Here is a 17,855-nt window from a genome sequence, read left to right as displayed (position 1 = left end):
TTGCGTGAACTGCATCCAAGTCTAGCCCCAAAGGCTCGCCTGTAGGAAAACTACAGATCTCGTGCTGGACTTGGCATGTAACGCTCTCTATCATGCAGTAATTGAGTCTAGGTAGCAATTTCTCGTCCCTTTGTTGAGCGGCCCATGTCTCCCGTTAAGCACAATGCTATTCTCGCCATTGGCGGCGCAGAAGATAAAGTCCACGGTAAAGAAATTCTGCACACCTTTTTTGAGCGCTCGGGGGGGACGGCAGCCCGCATTGGCATTATTCCCTGCGCGTCGCGCGATCCGGTGGCGATTTCGGGTCGCTACCAGCAAATTTTTGCTGACATGGGTGCCCCCGAGACGGTGGTGATGGATATTCGCGATCGCGCCCAGGGCGAAGATCCCAGTTGGAAAACCTTAGTAGAGCCCTGTACAGGGGTGTTTATCACTGGCGGCGACCAGGTGCGGCTGTGCGGTCTGCTGGCCGACACTCCCCTGATCGATGTCATTCGTCAACGGGCGCAACTGGGCGAGATTACCCTAGCGGGCACTAGCGCCGGGGCGGCTGTCATGGGCCATCACATGATCGCTGGGGGCGGCAGCGGCGAGTCGCCCAACCGCTCTTTGGTAGATATGGCCATTGGCCTGGGCTTTGTGCCCGAGGTGATTGTCGATCAGCACTTCCACAACCGCAACCGCATGGCGCGGCTGATGAGCGCCATGGCCATGCAGCCTAACCGTCTGGGCCTGGGCATAGACGAAGACACCTGTGCCCTGTTTGAGGGCGACGGTAGCTTTCAGGTGATCGGCAAAGGGGTAATTGCGGTGGTTGACCCCGGCGATATGACCCACACCAATGAGCCCGACATCACCGCTGCCGACCCGCTCAGCATCCACGGGTTGCGGCTACACCTGCTGGCCCACGGCGATCGCTTCGATATCCACCACCGCAAAGTCTTGGCGACAGCCAAGAGCTAGCGTTCTGGCGGTTGATTTAAGCGCCAGAGCCGAATCACCGGTTGAGTGCCACCGATCGTGACGATTTGACCATTGGGCTGCACGGTAAACCGCCAAATATCGGTTTCAAAACCTGTGATCCGTTGAAGGGGAATCTTCTGCTGGAGATCCCACACAAAAATAGTTTTGTCAGCGTCAGCACTCCACAGCCGAGGCCCCTCTACGCGTAGGGTGTTGACGTAGCTCTGATGACCTTTCAAGGCTGCGGTCTGGGCGTTGCTGGTCATATCCCAAAGCAGCACGTTCTGATCGGCTGAAGCACTAATTAATGTCTGATCGTCGTCGGTGATGTCGATGCGGTTGACAAAACTGGTATGCCCTTCCAGGGTAATCGGTACGATCTCACTCCCTCCATCGGTAGCCTTCAGATCGGCTAGGGGCCATAGCTGAAGACTGGCCCCACCGCTGATCAGAACGGTGTTGTCGCGGGTAAACAATAGGTCGTTAATCGTGCCGTTGGCCTGGAGAGTATGGCTAGCCCCAGCCATCTCCATGCCCAAGAGGTTGAGGGTACCGGTGCTATCGGTCAAGGGCCACAATTTGATCGCCCCTTCGCTATCTGCACTGACTAAGACTCGACCATTGCGGCTGACCTCCAGGGCGCGAATCGGGGTGCCGTGGGCATTGTTGATCTGGCCTAGGGGAATGCCATCGGGCAGTGACCAAAAGCGAATCACCCGATCGTCGCCAGTGCTGATTAAGGTGGTTTGGTCGATGGTGGTGACAAGGGACTGCACCACATTGGTGTGGGCCAGGGTATGCAGCAGGCTGCTCGCCTCTAAATCCCAAATGCGCACTGTGCTATCGGCACTGGCCGATATCAGGGTTTTGCCGTCGCGCAGTAGGAGCAGATCGTAGATGTCGTTGCTATGGCCAGTGAGCACCGCCCCAGGGCTGACGGTCAATTTTTCCACAGATGGGTTTGTTATCCCAGGTTGGCCAGGGGCAAAGGGGCTATACCCTTTGCTCAGGGCATACCAGCTGAGGGGTATGGCCAAGGCCAGACCGGTCAACCCGGCCAGCAGCCAGGGGCGTTGGTCGAGCCAGGGAGGGAAAAAACTGTGGGAGGGCTCAGCTTGGGTATGGGTTGTATTGGGGTTGAGCGTGGTTTCAGCCCAGAGGGTCGAGCTAGTGGCTAAGCGAGGCAGGCCAGACACTTGACGCGATCGCACCTGGGCCAGCCGTTCTAAAATCACCTCCGTGGTCTGGGGCCGGTTAGCGGCGGCGGGGGCAATCAGGTCGTCGATTAAATCAGCCAGGGGAGCAGAAATGTGGGGGGCCGAAGACCGCCACATAAAGGCATTAGTGCGCGAGTTGTAGATGGCCGAGTCGTTGGGCAGCTTAGCCGTCATTAAATAAATCAGCGTGCGGCCCAGGGCATAAAAGTCAGACTGGGGCACGGCCTGGCCCTGTTCTTGCTCAGGCGGTGTATAGCCCGCCGAACTCACGGTGGTGATGCCGCTGTCACCCAGGTTGGCCATATAGGTTTGGGTCATCTCGCGGGCGGCCCCAAAATCGACTAGCACCAGCTGTCCTGAGGGGCGCAGCATAATGTTTTCGGGCTTGATGTCGCGGTGAAAATAGTTGTGCTGGTGCACCAGACTGAGCACGTCGATCAGCTGGGCCAGCCAGAGCATGGCCTGTTTTTCACTGATTGGGTGGTTGCCCTGCTGCACCATCCACTGCTTGAGGTTGGGGCCATCGATTTTCTCCATAACCAGGCAGTGCAGCGGCTCGCTACGGTCGGCGGGGTGGTAGAGAAAATAGCCTTCGGCTTCGACTCGGGGCACGCCGGGATGGTTGAGCTGGCTCAGCACCTGAGCCTCGCGGCGAAAGAGCTCAACGACTTTGTCGTTGGTGTTGTAGCTCTCTTTGAGCACCTTGAGAATTTTGGGCACGTTGCGATCGTAGGCTTCGTACACCCGACCAAAGCCGCTGTTGCTGCTGATCAGGCGCATGACGCGGTAGTGCCCCTGAAGTACCAGGGAAGACCCGCAGGCGGCGCAGGTAGCGCTACCTCCGTTATCGGGATGGTTAGGCTGGCGGCAGTTTGGGTTAATACAAAGACTCATAGCCGACGGTAGAATGCACTCCCCTGTACTCCCAGTGTTTCACGGAATGCGGGCGCTTGATCTTAGCCATAGGGCTTTCTTTGCAATTGATCCGAAGGGAAAACGAAGGCTTAGGCTACCATTTGCCGCTGGCCCCGCCTCCCGACGACGACCCACCTCCTGACGACGACCCACCTCCCGACGACGACCCGTAACTTGAGGAACTGGAATCATGGCGCTCTAGCCTTGGTAGAATCACCTTTTCTTGATCGGTGTGACTACAGTAGTGACAGCTGCGATCGACCACGGCTTCCCCCGAGGACTGGTAGGTTGCTGGAACCAGTGTTGTTTGCTTCACCACTTTTAGCGTCCGATAGCGGCAGCTGGGGCAAGGGCTAAAGGAGCTCCAGGTAGGAAATTGGCGCTTGAGAGACTGATGGCACTGGGGGCACTCTAGAACCTCGTGGTTGACAGAACCCAGCTCCAGTTCTTTGGTTTGCCCGGCGTTGAGGTGGGCTTTGACGGCGTCTTTACTCAAGGGCTGCATGCGCACTGCGCACTGTTTGCATTTGGGGCGCAAAAAGTTGTGCGTCTGCTGGATGGCCATCAAGGTTCCCCCACCAAGAACTAGGGCCACAGCACCGCTGCCAACGGGGTTTAGCCCCGAGAGTGGCGACGTGTCTACCTCAGTGGGCGGTGGGCCGGTGAGTTGACGAATGATGGCCTGGGTACCGGCGTAGAGCCCATCGCTGTAGTCCCCATTGCGAAAGCGGGGCACCATGTATTCGTCAATGATGGTTTGCATGGGGGCATCATAGGCGCGACTGTAGCCCCGACCTAACTCAATTCGCACGGCGCGATCGCCCTGGGAAAATAGCACCAGCACCCCGTCGTGGCGCTGAGCATCGCCAATGCCCCAGGTGTTGAACAGACTGGTCGCAAACGCCTCAAAGCTGCGATCGCCCGCGCCATAGCCCTCGGTCGAAGGCACGGTGACCACGACGGCCTCAATGCCAGTCGATGCCTTGAGCTGTTCTAGATCGTCGCGCAGGCGATCGGCATCGGCCGGTGTCAAGACCTTGCCGTAGTCGTTAATAAAGCTGGCTTGGCGCTGGGGGTAGCCCGTCTGAGCCTGGGACAGCAGGGATGTAGCGGCAGCCGAGGCGAACCCAGGCTGGGCGGTAGCCATGGCTAGGCCTAGCCCAGATACGACCACCACTGCGCCTAGCAGCCCGGCCCTACTGGCGAGCCGTCGCCATCTCTGCTGAGAGTGACCCCTTAACTGTTGCACTGTTTATTCTCGCTCTTGGCGTAGTGGGCTATCTCTAGGGTTCCCCGCCGAACGGTGTTGATCGATCTGGGATCGATCTGGCGCAGCGGGACTGCACACTAGCGTTAGACCACCTTGGCCGCAGGCTGGAACAGCGACACTCCTGCTGCTGCCACCATCACCAGACCAATGGCTGCAACCATCGCTAGCGTTAAGGTTTCGCCCAGCCATAGAAAGCTAATCACCGCCGCGATCGCAGGCTCCAAACTCATCAGCACCCCAAACACGTTCACCGGCATGCGTCGCAGGGCCGTCATCTCTAGAGAATAGGGCAGGGTGGAGGCCAGCATGGCCACCCCTAAACCCAGCAGCAGAATGGTCGGCGACAGCAGCGATCGCCCCTCAGCCAGTATCCCCACTGGCAGCAGCAGCAGTGCCCCCACCGCCATGGAGAGCGCCAGCCCCTCCCCGCCGCGAAAGGCTTGACCCATGCGGGCCGACAGCACAATATAGCTGCCCCAGGCCACCCCAGCCAGCAGCGCAAATACAACTCCCCACGTGTCTAACGATGGCGTGTTGAGGGGCGACAGCAGCACAATGCCCACTGCCGCCAGGGCTACCCACAGGCCGTCGATCCAGCGGCGCGAGTGCAGCAGTGCCACGGTCAGCGGCCCCGAAAACTCCAGCGCCACGGCCACGCCAATCGGAATGCGGGCGATCGCGCAGTAAAATAGCGCGTTCATCACCGCCAGCGATAGCCCAAAAGCGATTAGCAGCCGATAGTCTGAAGGGCGGTGGCCCCGCCAGCGAGGGCGGCACCAGGCCACCAGCACTATTGCCGACAGCCCCACCCGCAGCAGCACCATGCCCAACGGCCCCACCTGACTAAATAGGCTTTTAGCCAGGGTTGACCCCAGCTGAGTCGAGGCCATTGCCGCTATCACCAGTACGGGGGGCGGGGGGGTAAACGCAGGCAATAGTGGTTTTGGCAGTAAAAACTTCGGCGACAAGATCCCATCCCCCCAACGTGAGTAGGCAGAGCCCTTCAACTCTAGCGCTCCCGACTCACCCCTCCTAGCCATGGCATCGATAATGGGGTATGACCGCTATCGATGACCCATTCAGCCAATCATTCCTTAGTCGTCTGCTAAGCCAAAGAGGACAGGTAAAGAACCAGTGAGGATGGCCACACCTCTGAGGCTTGCTGGTTTTGGCTATGATCCGCTTTAGACTGATAACGATTTAACCCCAGTGCCTGGCTAGTAGGTGGCGCTGGCTATCTCAGGATGGTTTTCCCCATGGCTGCTTTTCTAGCCCTTGTCTCGACCCTACCCGCTCTGCCCCAGGGCATGGTGCAGTTTTATGCTCAGGTGAGCCAGTGGGTGGCTCAGACGGCTAGCACTACGGCAGCCTATCTAGGCCAGACCGGCCCCACCGCTGCCCATCTGATCGCCCAAGCATCTGTCAGCACCACCTCCCCAGCCCTCTGGCATCCGCTCCTGTATTGGCTGCTGGTGTTGGTCATGGTGTTCGGTGTTGTGGGAGCAGTGGTACCGGCCCTACCCGGCATTACGCTGATTGTGGGCGCGATCGCAGTATGGGGCCTAGTGGTGGGGTTTGCTGGGCTCCAGTGGGCTTTGGGAGTCGCGATCGCTGCTCTTATCCTCAGCTTTGCGATCGATTACCTGGCCGGAGTTCTAGGGGCGCAACGGGTGGGGGCTAGCAGCTGGGGCCAGATTGGGGCCTTCATTGGCATGTTTGTGGGACTATTTGGGTTGCTGCCCCTACTACCTACCGGCATTCCCTTGCTGGGGCTGCTGCTGGGCACAGTGCTAGGCGCGTTTATCGGCGAGTTTTTGCACCGCCGCGAACTTAAGCTGCTCCAGCGCGTGAAGCAGTCGGTCAAGGTGGGAGTGGCCATTGTAGTGGGCACTATCGTTGGCAACATTCTGCAGGGTGTGCTTGCCCTGATTAGCCTGATCGTGTTTTTGGTTACCACCTGGTCTGGCAACGGAGGGCTATGAAGATAGGCTCTAGCGTGATGCGACTACGACGCCCTAACTATTAGAGCTGTTTAGAAATAACCGAAAGAACTGTCTTCGATGACAGAGGTTCTATTTTAATGCTGGTCTTAAGCTGTCATCGGGTAAAAATTGACCTTCTGCCTGCTCCCTAAGGTTCTCCCTTTGGGTACCTTAGGGAGCAGGCAAATATTGACCTATTGCTGCTGTCATCCCAGAAAGCCCAGGTCAATTTCAATTGGAATCTCATCGAGACTATGCCCAGAAATGTCATCTCTTCAGATTGTTCCCCAGTAAGTCTATTGGGCTTGATGCTGCACTCGAGAAACGAGCGAGCATGTTTTATCAGTTAAGGACAGGGGGGAGCATCCCACGTTCGCGAAAATAGGTTCAGGGGGGAGAATAGAGGAGTAGCCCCAGGGACAACTCATCATGACACTTGAAGACCAAAAGTGCTTGGCAACCTGTACGGCAGAGATTGCCGAGATTTTGCACCGCAATAGCACCTCAGAGAACCTTTATAAACTTGAAGGCATCGAGCAGACCGTTCGACAGCAGATACTGGAAAAGGTGAGTCCTTGAGTGGCCCTGGTTTGGTCAACCAGCGAGCTGATCTGGCCAAAGCTGTCGCTGCTGTCTAAAAAGTTAGCCGACACCCTCGAGATTCACAAAAGCTAAACAGATCCACTGGGGATGAAGGCTTATAACCGTTTCAGTAGCGGGTTGGACAACGCTAACTTACGCTTAAGTGCCAAGGAATTGTTTCAAGCTGCAGAGGCTGATATAGCAGCGCTCACTGGCATGACAGTAGGGCATTCGGCTCTCTTCCCAGACTGTCGGTGCAAGCAAGCCTGCAATTTTGAAACCTGTCTGGGTTAACCATCAGGCCCGCATCGTCAACTATGGTTTCGACTAGGCCGAGAACTCTGCCCCATTGGCTCAGGCGCGGTCGAATCCGCTGTCAAGCAGATTGGGTGACGTCCACTGCCCGCTGGAACATGGCCTCTGTCAATGCGATGGTGAGCCTACGCTGCGTCTATATCAATGGTCTGCTCACAAGTTGACTCTTTGGTTGAAAACGGGGTGCTTCTAGGACAGAAGGACAGGATCTTTGTTCAGCCAGTTCGCTGAAGTACAAAGCTACTTCCGAGAAACTACTGAGACTTTTCGGAAATGAATTGATTGAGTTGGGATTTATGCCCATTAATTGCGGCTTTCTCTGTTGCGATCGCGACTAAGACGCGCTCAAGCAAAAGTTTTTGCGTGTTTTTTCGGATTCAATTTATTTTTTATAAAATTGCATTTTTGGTAAATCATTTTTATAGGGGTCTAACCCCTCTTAGAAGATTTTTGGCAAGTCGCTAAACTAAACCTATTGAGGCGTGAGGGCTTGGATTGCGAAAGAATTCCTCGAAATTCATCGTGAGCCAAGTTATTGAAAATCACACCTAAATTAATGGCTAGAGTTGCTATTTTCCTAACACTATTGGCCCATCAGCCAGATTTAGATAATGCCAAATCAGGGTGCGAGAAGAAATGTCAAGGGATGCGCTTGTTGTCGGAATAAACACCTACCAGTACTTGCCTAGTTTGCAAGCTCCGGCTCAAGATGCCGAGGCCGTGGCACGGTGTTTAGAGAGCTTTGGCGAATGCCGTGTGGGGCGGTTGCCAGAGGCAATTACCCATCAAAAGCCAACAATTAGTCAGCGGGGTGCTGTGACTACCCCTATGCTGGAAGAAGCGCTAATTAGGTTATTTAAACCTGCGGGAAAAAACATTCCCCAAACTGCTATCTTTTACTATTCTGGTCACGGGTTACAGCGTCAGGCTGGTATTCAAGAAGGCTATTTGGCCACTAGCGACGCCAACCCCGCCACCGGCCACTATGGGCTGTCGCTGCATTGGCTCCGGCGACTGCTGCAAGAAAGCCCAGTGCGCCAGCGGGTAATTTTGCTCGACTGTTGCAACAGCGGTGAATTTTTCAACATGCTAGAGGCCGATCCCGGTGCCAGAGCGGGGACCGATCGCCTATTTATGGCCGCCGCCCGCGAGTATGAAGCCGCCTACGAGGCGCTAGATAGCCATCACAGTGTTTTTACCCAGGCGCTACTGTCGGGGCTGAACCCCTATACGGTTAAGGGGGGAATTGTTAACGGCCATTCGTTAACTGACTTGGTCAACCGCGAACTCAAGGGCGAGCTACAGCAGCCCCTGTTTGAAAGCTCCGGCGGTGAAATTGTGCTCACCCGAGCAGCGGGACTGATGGCACCAGCCCCCGACACAGCCCCGTCGCTCATCGATCGTCTCCAAGGGCTACGCTATCGGTTTTGCCCCTTTCCAGGGGCGGCTCCCTTTGAGGCGGGCCAGCGAGAGTTTTTCTTTGGCCGTGACGAGATTACTCAAACTTTGGTCGAGCAGGTGCGAACATCTCGTCTGTGTGCTTTAGTAGGCGCTTCCGGTTCGGGTAAGACGTCACTCTTGCAGGCTGGCCTGATGCCCCGCCTGAGCGAAATTGATGATGCCTTGCCCTGGGAAGCGCGTTATCTGACTCTGGGGCCTGCGCCGTTGACTAACCTGGCCGAGGCCTTTGTAGAGGCTCAGGCGACGGGGTTGGCGCGAGCTGAGCAACTGCGCTGGGCTGAATCGTTCTTGCAGCAAGGTCCAGAGGGGTTTTGTCAGCTGGTGCAGGCTGTCGCCGGAGCTACGCCGCTGGTGTTGGTGATCGATCAGTTTGAGGTGTTGCTGACCCCTGGCTTGGTTCCCGATCGCGATCGCCGCCTGGTGATTGACTGCCTAACGGCGGCAATCCAGCAAGACTGTTTGCCCCTACACTTGGTGCTAGGGCTGCGGGCTAGCCACCTACAGAGCCTCTCCGACTTTCCTGACTTTGAGTCGCTGGTGCATGGCCACACCTTGGCCATGCCTGCTATGACCTATAACCAGCTTAAAGCCACTATTGTTGGCCCTTTAGAAAAAGTGGGGTATCGCTACGATACTAATTTGGTCTATACCCTGTTGCTCGATGTGGTGAGTGCCCCGGCTGATCTGGCTCTGCTACAGCTCGCACTCAAGGCTCTGTGGTCGCGGCGAGAGGTCAATCCCAGTGCGTCTGAGCCTCCTCGCCTAACCCTGGCTGCCTATGCCGATATGGGGGGCATTCGTCACCTGCTCAACCAGCAGGCCAACGATCTATACGACAGTCTGTCGGCGGCTGAGCAGGCGATTGCCCAACGTGTGTTTTTGAGCCTCTGCGATCTGGGGGATGGGGCAGCCCTCAGCCGTCGTCAGATTGCTTTAGCGGAGTTGGTCACCGAAACGATGCCTCAAGCGGCGGTAGTTAGCACCTTAGAAAAGCTGATCAACGCTCGTCTAGTGGTTTCTCAGGCCCCAGCGGTTGACCTCAACGATAGTTCGTCACTGCTGGCGGTGCCCGGCTGGTCACCTGCATCGACTGAAGGCGACGCGCTGATGGTGACGAGTAGCCTGCTGGTTAACCTGCCGTTGCCTTTGGTCGGCGATCCTTACTTTGACATTGCCCATGAAGCGTTGATTCGCAATTGGCCGCTACTGCAACAGTGGTTACAAGCCCAAGGGCCGATGGTGCGGCAGCAACGCACCATTGAAGTGGCGGCTCAGAGCTGGCAACACCATCAACAGCCCAACCACCCCGACTATTTTTTGACTAAAACCCGCTTAAACGAGGCCAAAGTCTTTCGTCAGACTCATCCTGGTCAGCTCTCGGTGTTGGCAATTCGCTATCTTGAGGCCTGCGATCGCTATACCCGCCGCTGCTGCCGCCAACGCTACCTGGTGCGACTCTTGATTCCGTTGAGCATGGCGACTGGCATGGTCACAGCCTATGGTCACAGCCATATGACGCGTCCTGATCTAGCGTTAACACTAGCTGAGGTGCCACCGGGGATGAGTGATGTTGTTCCTTCCTTTCAACTGGTGCCCCCGGCTCTAGAAAGCTCACCCGCACCGATTTTAGGGTCGCCCCAGACGGGAGTTGTACGCACTGACCTGCTCAATCTCGCCCCTGGTGCGATCGGTGGTCACTCGCCCCAGCCCCATCACACGGCGGCCTCAGACCTACTCAATGCTCTGGATAGATCGGCCCAAGGCTTTCGCCCTATGGCTACCCAGGCTGCTGCCCTGAATGCCGCACTCCAGCGGGAGGTACCATCGGCGGTAGCATCTGCTCAGCCTGTGGTGCCTCAAACAGCTCCGGTTCAGACCGCTCCTATTCAGGTCACCCCCAAACAGGCTGCACCAGGGTCCGCTAGTGCTAAAGGCCACAGCTTGCCCGCCGCTAATCAAGTCGTCGATCTAGAGGCCTGGTGGATTTCCCCTAGCGATCCCTCACTGGTGATTCAAATTTGGTGTACTCGCACCCAGCCTGAGCCGGTATGTTTTACGTCGACGGCTGCCCGCAGCCATTAGCAGTTGGCCATGCCTCGGCTAAAGAAAGTTATCCTAAGGGGGCGGGCTTGAGCGATGGAACGGTATGCAAATTTTGTCGGTGGCGCTGCAAAACTTCAAGACCCACCGCGATCGCTATTTTGAGTTTCAGCTCGGTACCAACGCGATCTGTGGAGAAAATGGCGCTGGCAAAACCAGCATTCTAGAAGCGATCGCCTGGGTGCTGTTTAACTATCAGGGCGACTATGCCAAAGAAGATTTGATTCGCAATGGCAGCGGCAGCGCCCAGGTGACGGTGGCGTTTACCTCCAACTACGATAGCCGTACCTACCAGGTGCAGCGCTGCACTCAGCGGGGCTATGCCCTATTTGACCCTCAGCTCAACGAGCGACTGCCCTACACCCGCGTCAAAGACGAGGTGTTGCCCTGGCTGCGCCAGCATTTAGGGGTTGGCCCCACCACCAACTTGCCCCAGTTGTTTGCCCGCACGCTGGGAGTGCCCCAGGGAACATTTACAGCCGACTTTTTGCAGCCGGCTGAGCATCGCAAGGCCGTGTTTGACGCGATTCTTAAGGTAGAAGACTACAAACTGGCCTTTAAGCAAATGAACACCCTGCGCCGCTATGCGGAAGACCAGGTAGAGGCAACCAAGGGCAAAATTGCTCAGTATGAAGAGTCGCTGACGGTTTGGGATGATCTGTGCCAGCGCCAGCAGACGCTGCAGCAGGCGATCGCTGCCAGTGAAGCCCGCTTAACTGAATTGCAGGCTACTCTGACTACGCTACAAACCCAGCGCGATGGGTTGCAGGTACAGGCTCAGCAGGTGCAAAACCTGGCTAACCAACGTCAGGGGTTGAGCCATCAGCTTGAGGCCCAGCGAGCGGGGTTGGCCCGACTTCAGCAGTCGGTGGAGCAGGCCGAACAGGCGATCGCTTACTGTAAAGCCAATCGAGAGGCCTATCAGGGCTATCAGGCGGCGGAGCAGGCGCTCCAGGCTTTGGCCCAAGATCAGCAGCGACGGCAGGCGTTGCAACTTGAGTACCAAACGCTGCAAAAGACCCAAAGCCAAAAGCAGGTTGAGCTGATGCGGTGGCAAACTCAGCTAGAGTCCTTTGCGGCTACTGAGCGCGATCTGGCCCAGTTGCAACCCCAGATTGCGGTCCAGGCCGAGCTAGAGACCCAGCGCCAAACTCTTCAGCAGCAGCTCGAACAGTGCCAGCGGTGGCAGTTGCAGCAGCAGCAAGGGCAGACCCAATTGGCCCTGCTGGCTCAGCAGCTCGCAGGGGTAGTGCAAACCCGCGATCGCCTAGCGACGCTCCAGCCCAGGGTAGATGAAATTGCTGGGCTAGAAGACCAGCGCGATCGCCTTCAGCAGCAGCTCAGCCGCATAGCTGCGGCCCGGCAGTTTGAAACCGAAATTAGCGCCCTGGTGGCGACCAGCCAAAGCCAAGGCCAAACCCAACGGGCTGAAATTGAAGCGCTACTCCAAGAGCTAACGACTTTGGCCGCCAGCCAGCCCCTCCTCTCGGGGCAAACCCTAGATCGCTTAGAGCAGGCGCTTCAGGGCAGCGCTACGCTGCACCAGTCTTTGGTGGCAGCTTTAGAGGCAATTCTGCATGACCTGGCCGACCAGACCGATGCAGCGGCGCTCAGAACCTCCCTCAAAACCGTAGAAACCGATCTCAAACAGCGCTATGGCTGGCGCGCCGAGCTAGCCCAGTTGAGTCATGTAACCGACCAGATTGAACAGCTTCAGCGGTCTCAGGCTGAGGTGAGCCATCAGCTGGACATTCTGGCGCAGCAGTTGGCCGGCCAATCTACGGCGATCGCCGCCCTAGCGGCTCTGAATCAACAGCTAGAGGTACTGGGTCGCCCGCGAGAAAAAAGTCAGATTTTAGCGCGTACCCTCCAAGACAAAGGGCGGGTAGAGCAGGCCCACATGGCCCAAACCCATGCCCTAGCGGAGCTTGACCAGCAGCTAGCGGGGGTGACGACTCAGCTAGAGCAGTTTGCCCAGCTAGACCAGCGCTTGGTTGAGGTCCAGGGCGATCGAGCTAGGCACCAGGCTGGCTATGGGCTATACCTGCAAAATCAGCAGCTAGCCAACCAGCACAGCCAGCTTCAGGCTGAGTTAGCTACCGCCGCCGCCGCATTTACCCAGCTTCAGCAGCAATACACCGCTATCAATCAGGCCTATGAATCGGCGCTGGCCACCTTTGATCCTGCTGCCGCTGCTGCCCTGGATACCCAGTTTAGTACCGCAAAATCGGAGACTGACCAGCTCTCGGGCAGTCTACCCCAGCAGCGGCAGCGACTGGCCGATATTCACCAACAAATTGCGGGGTTAACCGCTATTGCCCAGCACCGTGATGTGGCTAAGCAACAGCTTCAGGCTCAAGAAAAGGCCAAACGCTTTGTCAACTTTGCCCGCAAGGCCTACAACGAGGCAGGGCCGCGCATTACTGAGCAGTACGTACGCAGTATTTCTCGCCAGGCCGACCAGCTGTTTCGAGAGCTGCTTAATCGTCCGAATGTAGCCCTAGAGTGGACTAGGGACTACGAAATTTTGGTGCAGGATGGCCCTAACCAGCGCCGCTTTGTCAACCTATCGGGGGGCGAGCAAATGTGTGCGGCCCTGGCGGTGCGCTTGGCCCTGCTGAAGGTGCTAGCCGATGTCGATATTGCCTTCTTTGACGAGCCGACGACCAATATGGATCGCCCTAGGCGGCAGGGGTTAGCTGAGGCGATTGGCCGCATCAAAACCTTTCAACAGTTGTTTGTAATTAGTCACGACGACACCTTTGAGCAGGTGACCGAAAACGTCATCATGGTCGAGCGGGAAGCGGTTTAGCCTGCGATTCCACTGGGCGAACGGCGGTTAGCGCCTACAGGTTGACCGATTGGGTATCGGAGGTATGGAATTCGGATTCGGTGGAACAATAAAAAAACCGCTTCCTTTAGAGAAGCGGTTGCCTAGAGTAGGAGAGTTTTTAGTCGATACCTTGCAGATAGTGGGTATCAGTCAACGGTGAAACATTACTGACTAGACAAGGCCTGGCTAGAGTAAGCGTCGCCACCGTAGGCGGGCACGCGATCGCCAAAGCTGGTGGCCTGGCCCGTGACCGATTCGGCAAGCTGGTCGAAGGAGTCGGAGCGCCAGTTGCGTTCGTGGATGGGCTTGGTTTGCTCGCCTCGGAAGTAGGCTTGACTACCAATGAGTGCGGCAGCAACCCAGCCAATGACAAAAAGAGAAATGAGTAGAGCAGTCATGGGTGAACCTCCAGTTCGAAGTGGTGACAGCTGCAAAACACGCCTCTAAAGTTGGGCAAAGTGGGCTGGCGCATTCCGCTTATGTAAATAAATGTAACTCTAATGTAACGAAATGTCAAATTGAATTGCATTTTCTTTGCTTCGGATGATAAGGCTCACGCCTTGCTGGTCTGTTGGTGTTGTCGAGGCTGGGCTCAGGTGGCGCAGGTTGGTTGGTTTTGCCGGTTGGTAATCTATTTATGTGAAGGATGTAAATTATGTGAAGGGTGCAAAGAGTTAAGGGAGATAACCTTGTAACGTGCGACAAATCTCCTAGGATAGGCAGTAAGGGAAATGCGCTAACCCAGTCTGGTAAACGGATTGAGGCAGGTAAGTCAAGCGCATTGGCGTCATCTATCGGTCGCGCGATCGCGATCTCAAGTCAAGCATTCGCCTTTACGCTGCTTAATCGTCGCCCATGGCTACCAATAGTCGTTACTCTCTTGATTTGCTGAACCAGTGTTTTAGCCGAGGCCAGCTGAAATTTCAGGATTTAGATCTGCGCCACCTGTCCTTAGAGGGCATCAAGCTGCCGTTTGTAGAATTTATCGATTGCAATTTGCAGGGCTTAAACCTATCGGGGGCGTTTATGCCTGGGGGCGTGTTTACCCGTAGCTGTCTGCGACACAGCCGGCTCAACTGGGCCAATCTTATTGGCACCGATTTCTTTCGGGCCGATGTATCTGCGGCTCAGCTCAAACGAGCGATTCTGTCCGGAGCCAGTCTCATGGGGACAAATTTTCAGGGTTCCCTATTGCAAGAGGCCGTGATGGCGGGCAGCGATTTACGGGGAGCCAATCTTAGACAAGCCAATTTGCGGGGCGCTAATCTGAGCAACGCCAATCTACAGGGAGCTGACCTGCGCCATGCTGACATCACCAACGCCAACCTCGATGGGGCTAACCTAATTGGGGCAATGATGCCCGACGGCACCTATATGGATTATGGGGTTGAGTTGCTGACCGCCGGAAGCGAATGAGGCAAACACCTCCGCCTAGTGCGGCCTAATGCAGCGCCATCCCAGCGCCCCCAAACAGCATCAGCGATAGAAAGAAATCAACCACGAATAGGCCCACCCAGGTGGTGACTACTGCCGAGGTCGCCGCTCGACCGACCGATCGGCTACAGGTGGTGGTTAAGCCCCAGGTACAACCCGCCAGGGCTACAATCACCCCAAACAAAATCGATTTAATCAGGACGGCAATCAGGTCGTTGAGCACCATTAGCGATCGCACCGAATCTAAAAACTGCTCAATGGGCATGTCATAAAAGTGAAACGCTACTCCGGCTCCGCCGAAGATGCCTAGCACTAGCCCCAATACCGTGAGTACCGGCAGCATGACACAGCAAGCTACTACTCGGGGCACCACCAGGTAGTCAACCGGGTCGGTGCGCAGTACTTTGAGTGCGTCGATCTGGTCAGTCACTTTCATACAGCCGATTTCGGCGGCGTAGGCGGTGCCCACTTGACCCGCCATAATGCCAGCGGTCAAAATTGGCGCTAGCTCTCGGCAAAAGGCCATGGCAAATGCTCCGCCCAACGCGTGCAAAGCGCCAAACCGTTCTAATTCTCGGGCGGTCTGAATTGTAAAAATCATGCCCGCAAACAGGTTAGTCAACAGCACCGGAGTTAGGGTCAACGGCCCCGCTGCCACCATCTGTTCTACGGTACGCTGACGGTTGATGCCGTTGCGTAGAATTCGCATGAGCACCTGGCCGCCCAAAAAGCAGGCCATGACAATATGGTAGGCGCAAGATTTTGGCTTGACGACCGATGTAGGGGTAAATTCGGGCGCTCGCTTACAGTCTCGTGCGGCTGGCTCTGGAAAACGCAGTGAAAGCCGCAGGGCTTTGTTATAGGTCTTAACCATAGCGACAGCTCGTAGGGGAAAGTTGATGAACGCAGATGTTCGAGTACAGTGTGCCCCGAGCACCTAGGGCAGTCAAACAGTATGAAGAACAATAAGACAACAACGAGAGTAGTCAGGCGCTGGTCTACCTAAATGGCTCGGCGTTGGAGACCCCCCTAACCACACTTGAACCTTATTTTGCGGTGATTGGATGGGGTGCCTGAGGAAGCACCCGAGCAAAACGCCTTTAGGACTGCCAACAATTTACAGAGTTCGAGCGCGTTTTTAGGTTTTGTGCGGATAGTTTTCAGATTGTTAAGCCCAAGGGTGCATCTATCCTGTGGATGAATTTGCTCGAAGGGTGATTGAACCGCTCAGCGATCGTGCCTAGTTAGCTGAGGATGCCCCTAAAACTTTGCCATCTAGGACTTGACCAAGCTGATGGACCGGCTCAACGGTCTGGAGTTCAAGGTGCAAGGTTCGGGGTGCAAGCACAAGGTTTACGGCCAGCCTTGAACCTTGTACCGCAAACCCTGAACCCTCACTCACCTGTCATCGGTGGCTTGGCAGACTACTGGGAATTAGCCAGAACAACTAAACATAGTACGAAAGCAGTACGCTTTCTCGATATTCATGGTACGCTTGTACCATCTCTTTTGAGGCCTGTCCTTGATGAGAGATGGTTTGGAGTTCTCCCTAAGCCCTGACAACTCAGGATTGGGGAAATCGTCTTGGGTTCACTTTTGCCCTCCCTTAGGGATTACTGTGCGATGGATTTGCAAAGCATTCAAACCAAGCTGATTCAAACGGTCAATACCCTCAACCAAAGCAATGGCGAGGTTCAGGTGGATTGGGTCGGTGGCCCCCATCTGCCCATCTCGCTGCCCCAGCCTGAGGCTAGGACTCGGCCTGGGGTAGACTTTGCTGCTGCCGTAGATGCCTTACAGTGGCGGGCGGTGGAGCAATCGAGTGCAGTCAACGGTTTGTCTCAGTCTGGGGCTGTGCCTTCAGGGGTGCCTTCAGAGGTTTTCCTCAAACGGCTCCGTGCCATAGTCGATAAGATCAACACTCTGTCCGCTGAGCAAGCGCGGGCGATCGCAGAAATGCAGTCAATTCAGGCTCGCCTGACTCAGGGGCAGCCGATGGTGCCGCCCATACTTGACCTCAGTCAAGCCATGATCGCGGTGGCCGAGGAGGATGGTCAGGGCAACATACTGCTCTCTTGCCGCACGGTCTCGCCGCAGAGGGCCAGCCAGCCTGAGTCTAGCAGGGGGCACAGTGCCCAGGTCATACCTCCAACCCGACGGCGATCTGCCCAGGGACGACCGGCTAGGCGATCGCGGGGGCGCGGTGGCCTGTCCCACGACGTGCTGGCTCTGGGGCAAGAACCCCTACAGCTTTTGAGCCGCCTGGGCCGCCTTGCCTGGAGCTTGGTTCAAGGCTTTACCGGCGTTGCTACTGCTGCTAACTCCGGCAGAGCATCGGGCCAAACGATTGACCCGTCGAGCGGTGCCCCCTCGCTGTCGGTAACCGATGGGGTGATCTGGTTGGGTGGTGGGGTAATTGGCCGTCTAGCCCTAAATGTAATGTTGGCGGCATTTCCGCCCTTCTGGTCTGTGGCGGTAGCGGCGATTACGGCGATTACGGCCTATGCCCTCTATCGAGCTACCCTGGCTCCCAAACTCGCCTTTGGCCCGGCTCTACGGGTGTTCTTGCTGGTGGTCGGGTTAGTGGTGGGTGGACAAATTTAGCGGCCATGCGTGACTTAAGCGACTTCTGGAAAACTTTCTCCCTAATGGTGGGCAGTGCCCACCCTTGTATCTTTAGAGGTGTGTGGCAGACCGTCCCACCCTAGGTTGTCCAAAACCGAACGTAGCATGGGTCGCTGCACACCTCTGAAGTTAACTCGCAAAATCGCCAGGAGCTTAGA

Annotated in this window: 11 protein-coding genes; 6 read left to right on the top strand and 5 right to left on the bottom strand. The window is 56.3% G+C overall.

Annotated features, from left to right (window positions below; translation table 11 throughout):
* The first annotated feature begins 144 nt into the window (after positions 1–144).
* Positions 145–963: a cyanophycinase gene (locus tag RRF56_RS14950; protein WP_317033966.1), complete on the top strand. Its 819-nt coding sequence runs from the start codon at positions 145–147 to the stop codon at positions 961–963.
* Here the strand turns inward: RRF56_RS14950 and RRF56_RS14945 are convergent.
* From RRF56_RS14945 to RRF56_RS14935, 3 genes are all read right to left on the bottom strand, one after another.
* Positions 960–3,074 (bottom strand): serine/threonine-protein kinase, encoded by a 2,115-nt coding sequence (locus tag RRF56_RS14945; RefSeq protein WP_317033965.1) that lies wholly within the window; start codon positions 3,072–3,074, stop codon positions 960–962. The genes RRF56_RS14950 and RRF56_RS14945 overlap by 4 nt on opposite strands.
* A 115-nt stretch (positions 3,075–3,189) precedes the next feature.
* Positions 3,190–4,242: a TPM domain-containing protein gene (locus RRF56_RS14940; RefSeq protein WP_317033964.1), complete on the bottom strand. Its 1,053-nt coding sequence runs from the start codon at positions 4,240–4,242 to the stop codon at positions 3,190–3,192.
* A 206-nt stretch (positions 4,243–4,448) separates the two neighbouring features.
* Positions 4,449–5,267: an EamA family transporter gene (locus RRF56_RS14935; protein ID WP_410510613.1), complete on the bottom strand. Its 819-nt coding sequence runs from the start codon at positions 5,265–5,267 to the stop codon at positions 4,449–4,451.
* Positions 5,268–5,621: 354 nt separating this feature from the next.
* Between RRF56_RS14935 and RRF56_RS14930 the strand changes: the two genes are divergently transcribed.
* From RRF56_RS14930 to RRF56_RS14920, 3 genes are all read left to right on the top strand, one after another.
* Entirely contained in the window at positions 5,622–6,347 is a 726-nt protein-coding gene (locus RRF56_RS14930) for a DUF456 domain-containing protein (protein ID WP_317033962.1), read from the top strand.
* Between the two features lie 1,533 nt (positions 6,348–7,880).
* Entirely contained in the window at positions 7,881–10,787 is a 2,907-nt protein-coding gene (locus RRF56_RS14925) for a caspase family protein (protein ID WP_317033961.1), read from the top strand.
* Between the two features lie 64 nt (positions 10,788–10,851).
* A complete protein-coding gene (locus RRF56_RS14920) occupies positions 10,852–13,617 on the top strand; it encodes an SMC family ATPase (protein ID WP_317033960.1) in 2,766 nt (921 codons plus the stop codon).
* 185 nt (positions 13,618–13,802) lie between these two features.
* Here RRF56_RS14920 and RRF56_RS14915 read toward each other — a convergent pair whose 3' ends face one another.
* Complete coding sequence (locus RRF56_RS14915) at positions 13,803–14,036, bottom strand: photosystem II protein, Psb35-related (RefSeq protein WP_317033959.1); 234 nt, start codon at positions 14,034–14,036, stop codon at positions 13,803–13,805.
* 457 nt (positions 14,037–14,493) lie between these two features.
* Between RRF56_RS14915 and RRF56_RS14910 the strand changes: the two genes are divergently transcribed.
* Positions 14,494–15,054 carry a pentapeptide repeat-containing protein gene (locus tag RRF56_RS14910; protein WP_317033958.1) on the top strand — a complete coding sequence of 187 codons (561 nt, stop codon included), beginning with the start codon at positions 14,494–14,496 and terminating at the stop codon, positions 15,052–15,054.
* 25 nt (positions 15,055–15,079) lie between these two features.
* Here RRF56_RS14910 and RRF56_RS14905 read toward each other — a convergent pair whose 3' ends face one another.
* A complete protein-coding gene (locus RRF56_RS14905) occupies positions 15,080–15,811 on the bottom strand; it encodes an MlaE family lipid ABC transporter permease subunit (RefSeq protein ID WP_410510612.1) in 732 nt (243 codons plus the stop codon).
* An 884-nt stretch (positions 15,812–16,695) separates the two neighbouring features.
* Here RRF56_RS14905 and RRF56_RS14900 point away from each other — a divergent pair.
* Complete coding sequence (locus RRF56_RS14900; RefSeq protein WP_317033956.1) at positions 16,696–17,676, top strand: hypothetical protein; 981 nt, start codon at positions 16,696–16,698, stop codon at positions 17,674–17,676.
* Positions 17,677–17,855: the final 179 nt, after the last annotated feature.

This window comes from Nodosilinea sp. E11 (assembly GCF_032813545.1).
In the GTDB taxonomy this organism is placed as follows: Bacteria; Cyanobacteriota; Cyanobacteriia; order Phormidesmidales; family Phormidesmidaceae; genus Nodosilinea.
This window is presented reverse-complemented; position numbering and strand designations above follow the sequence as displayed.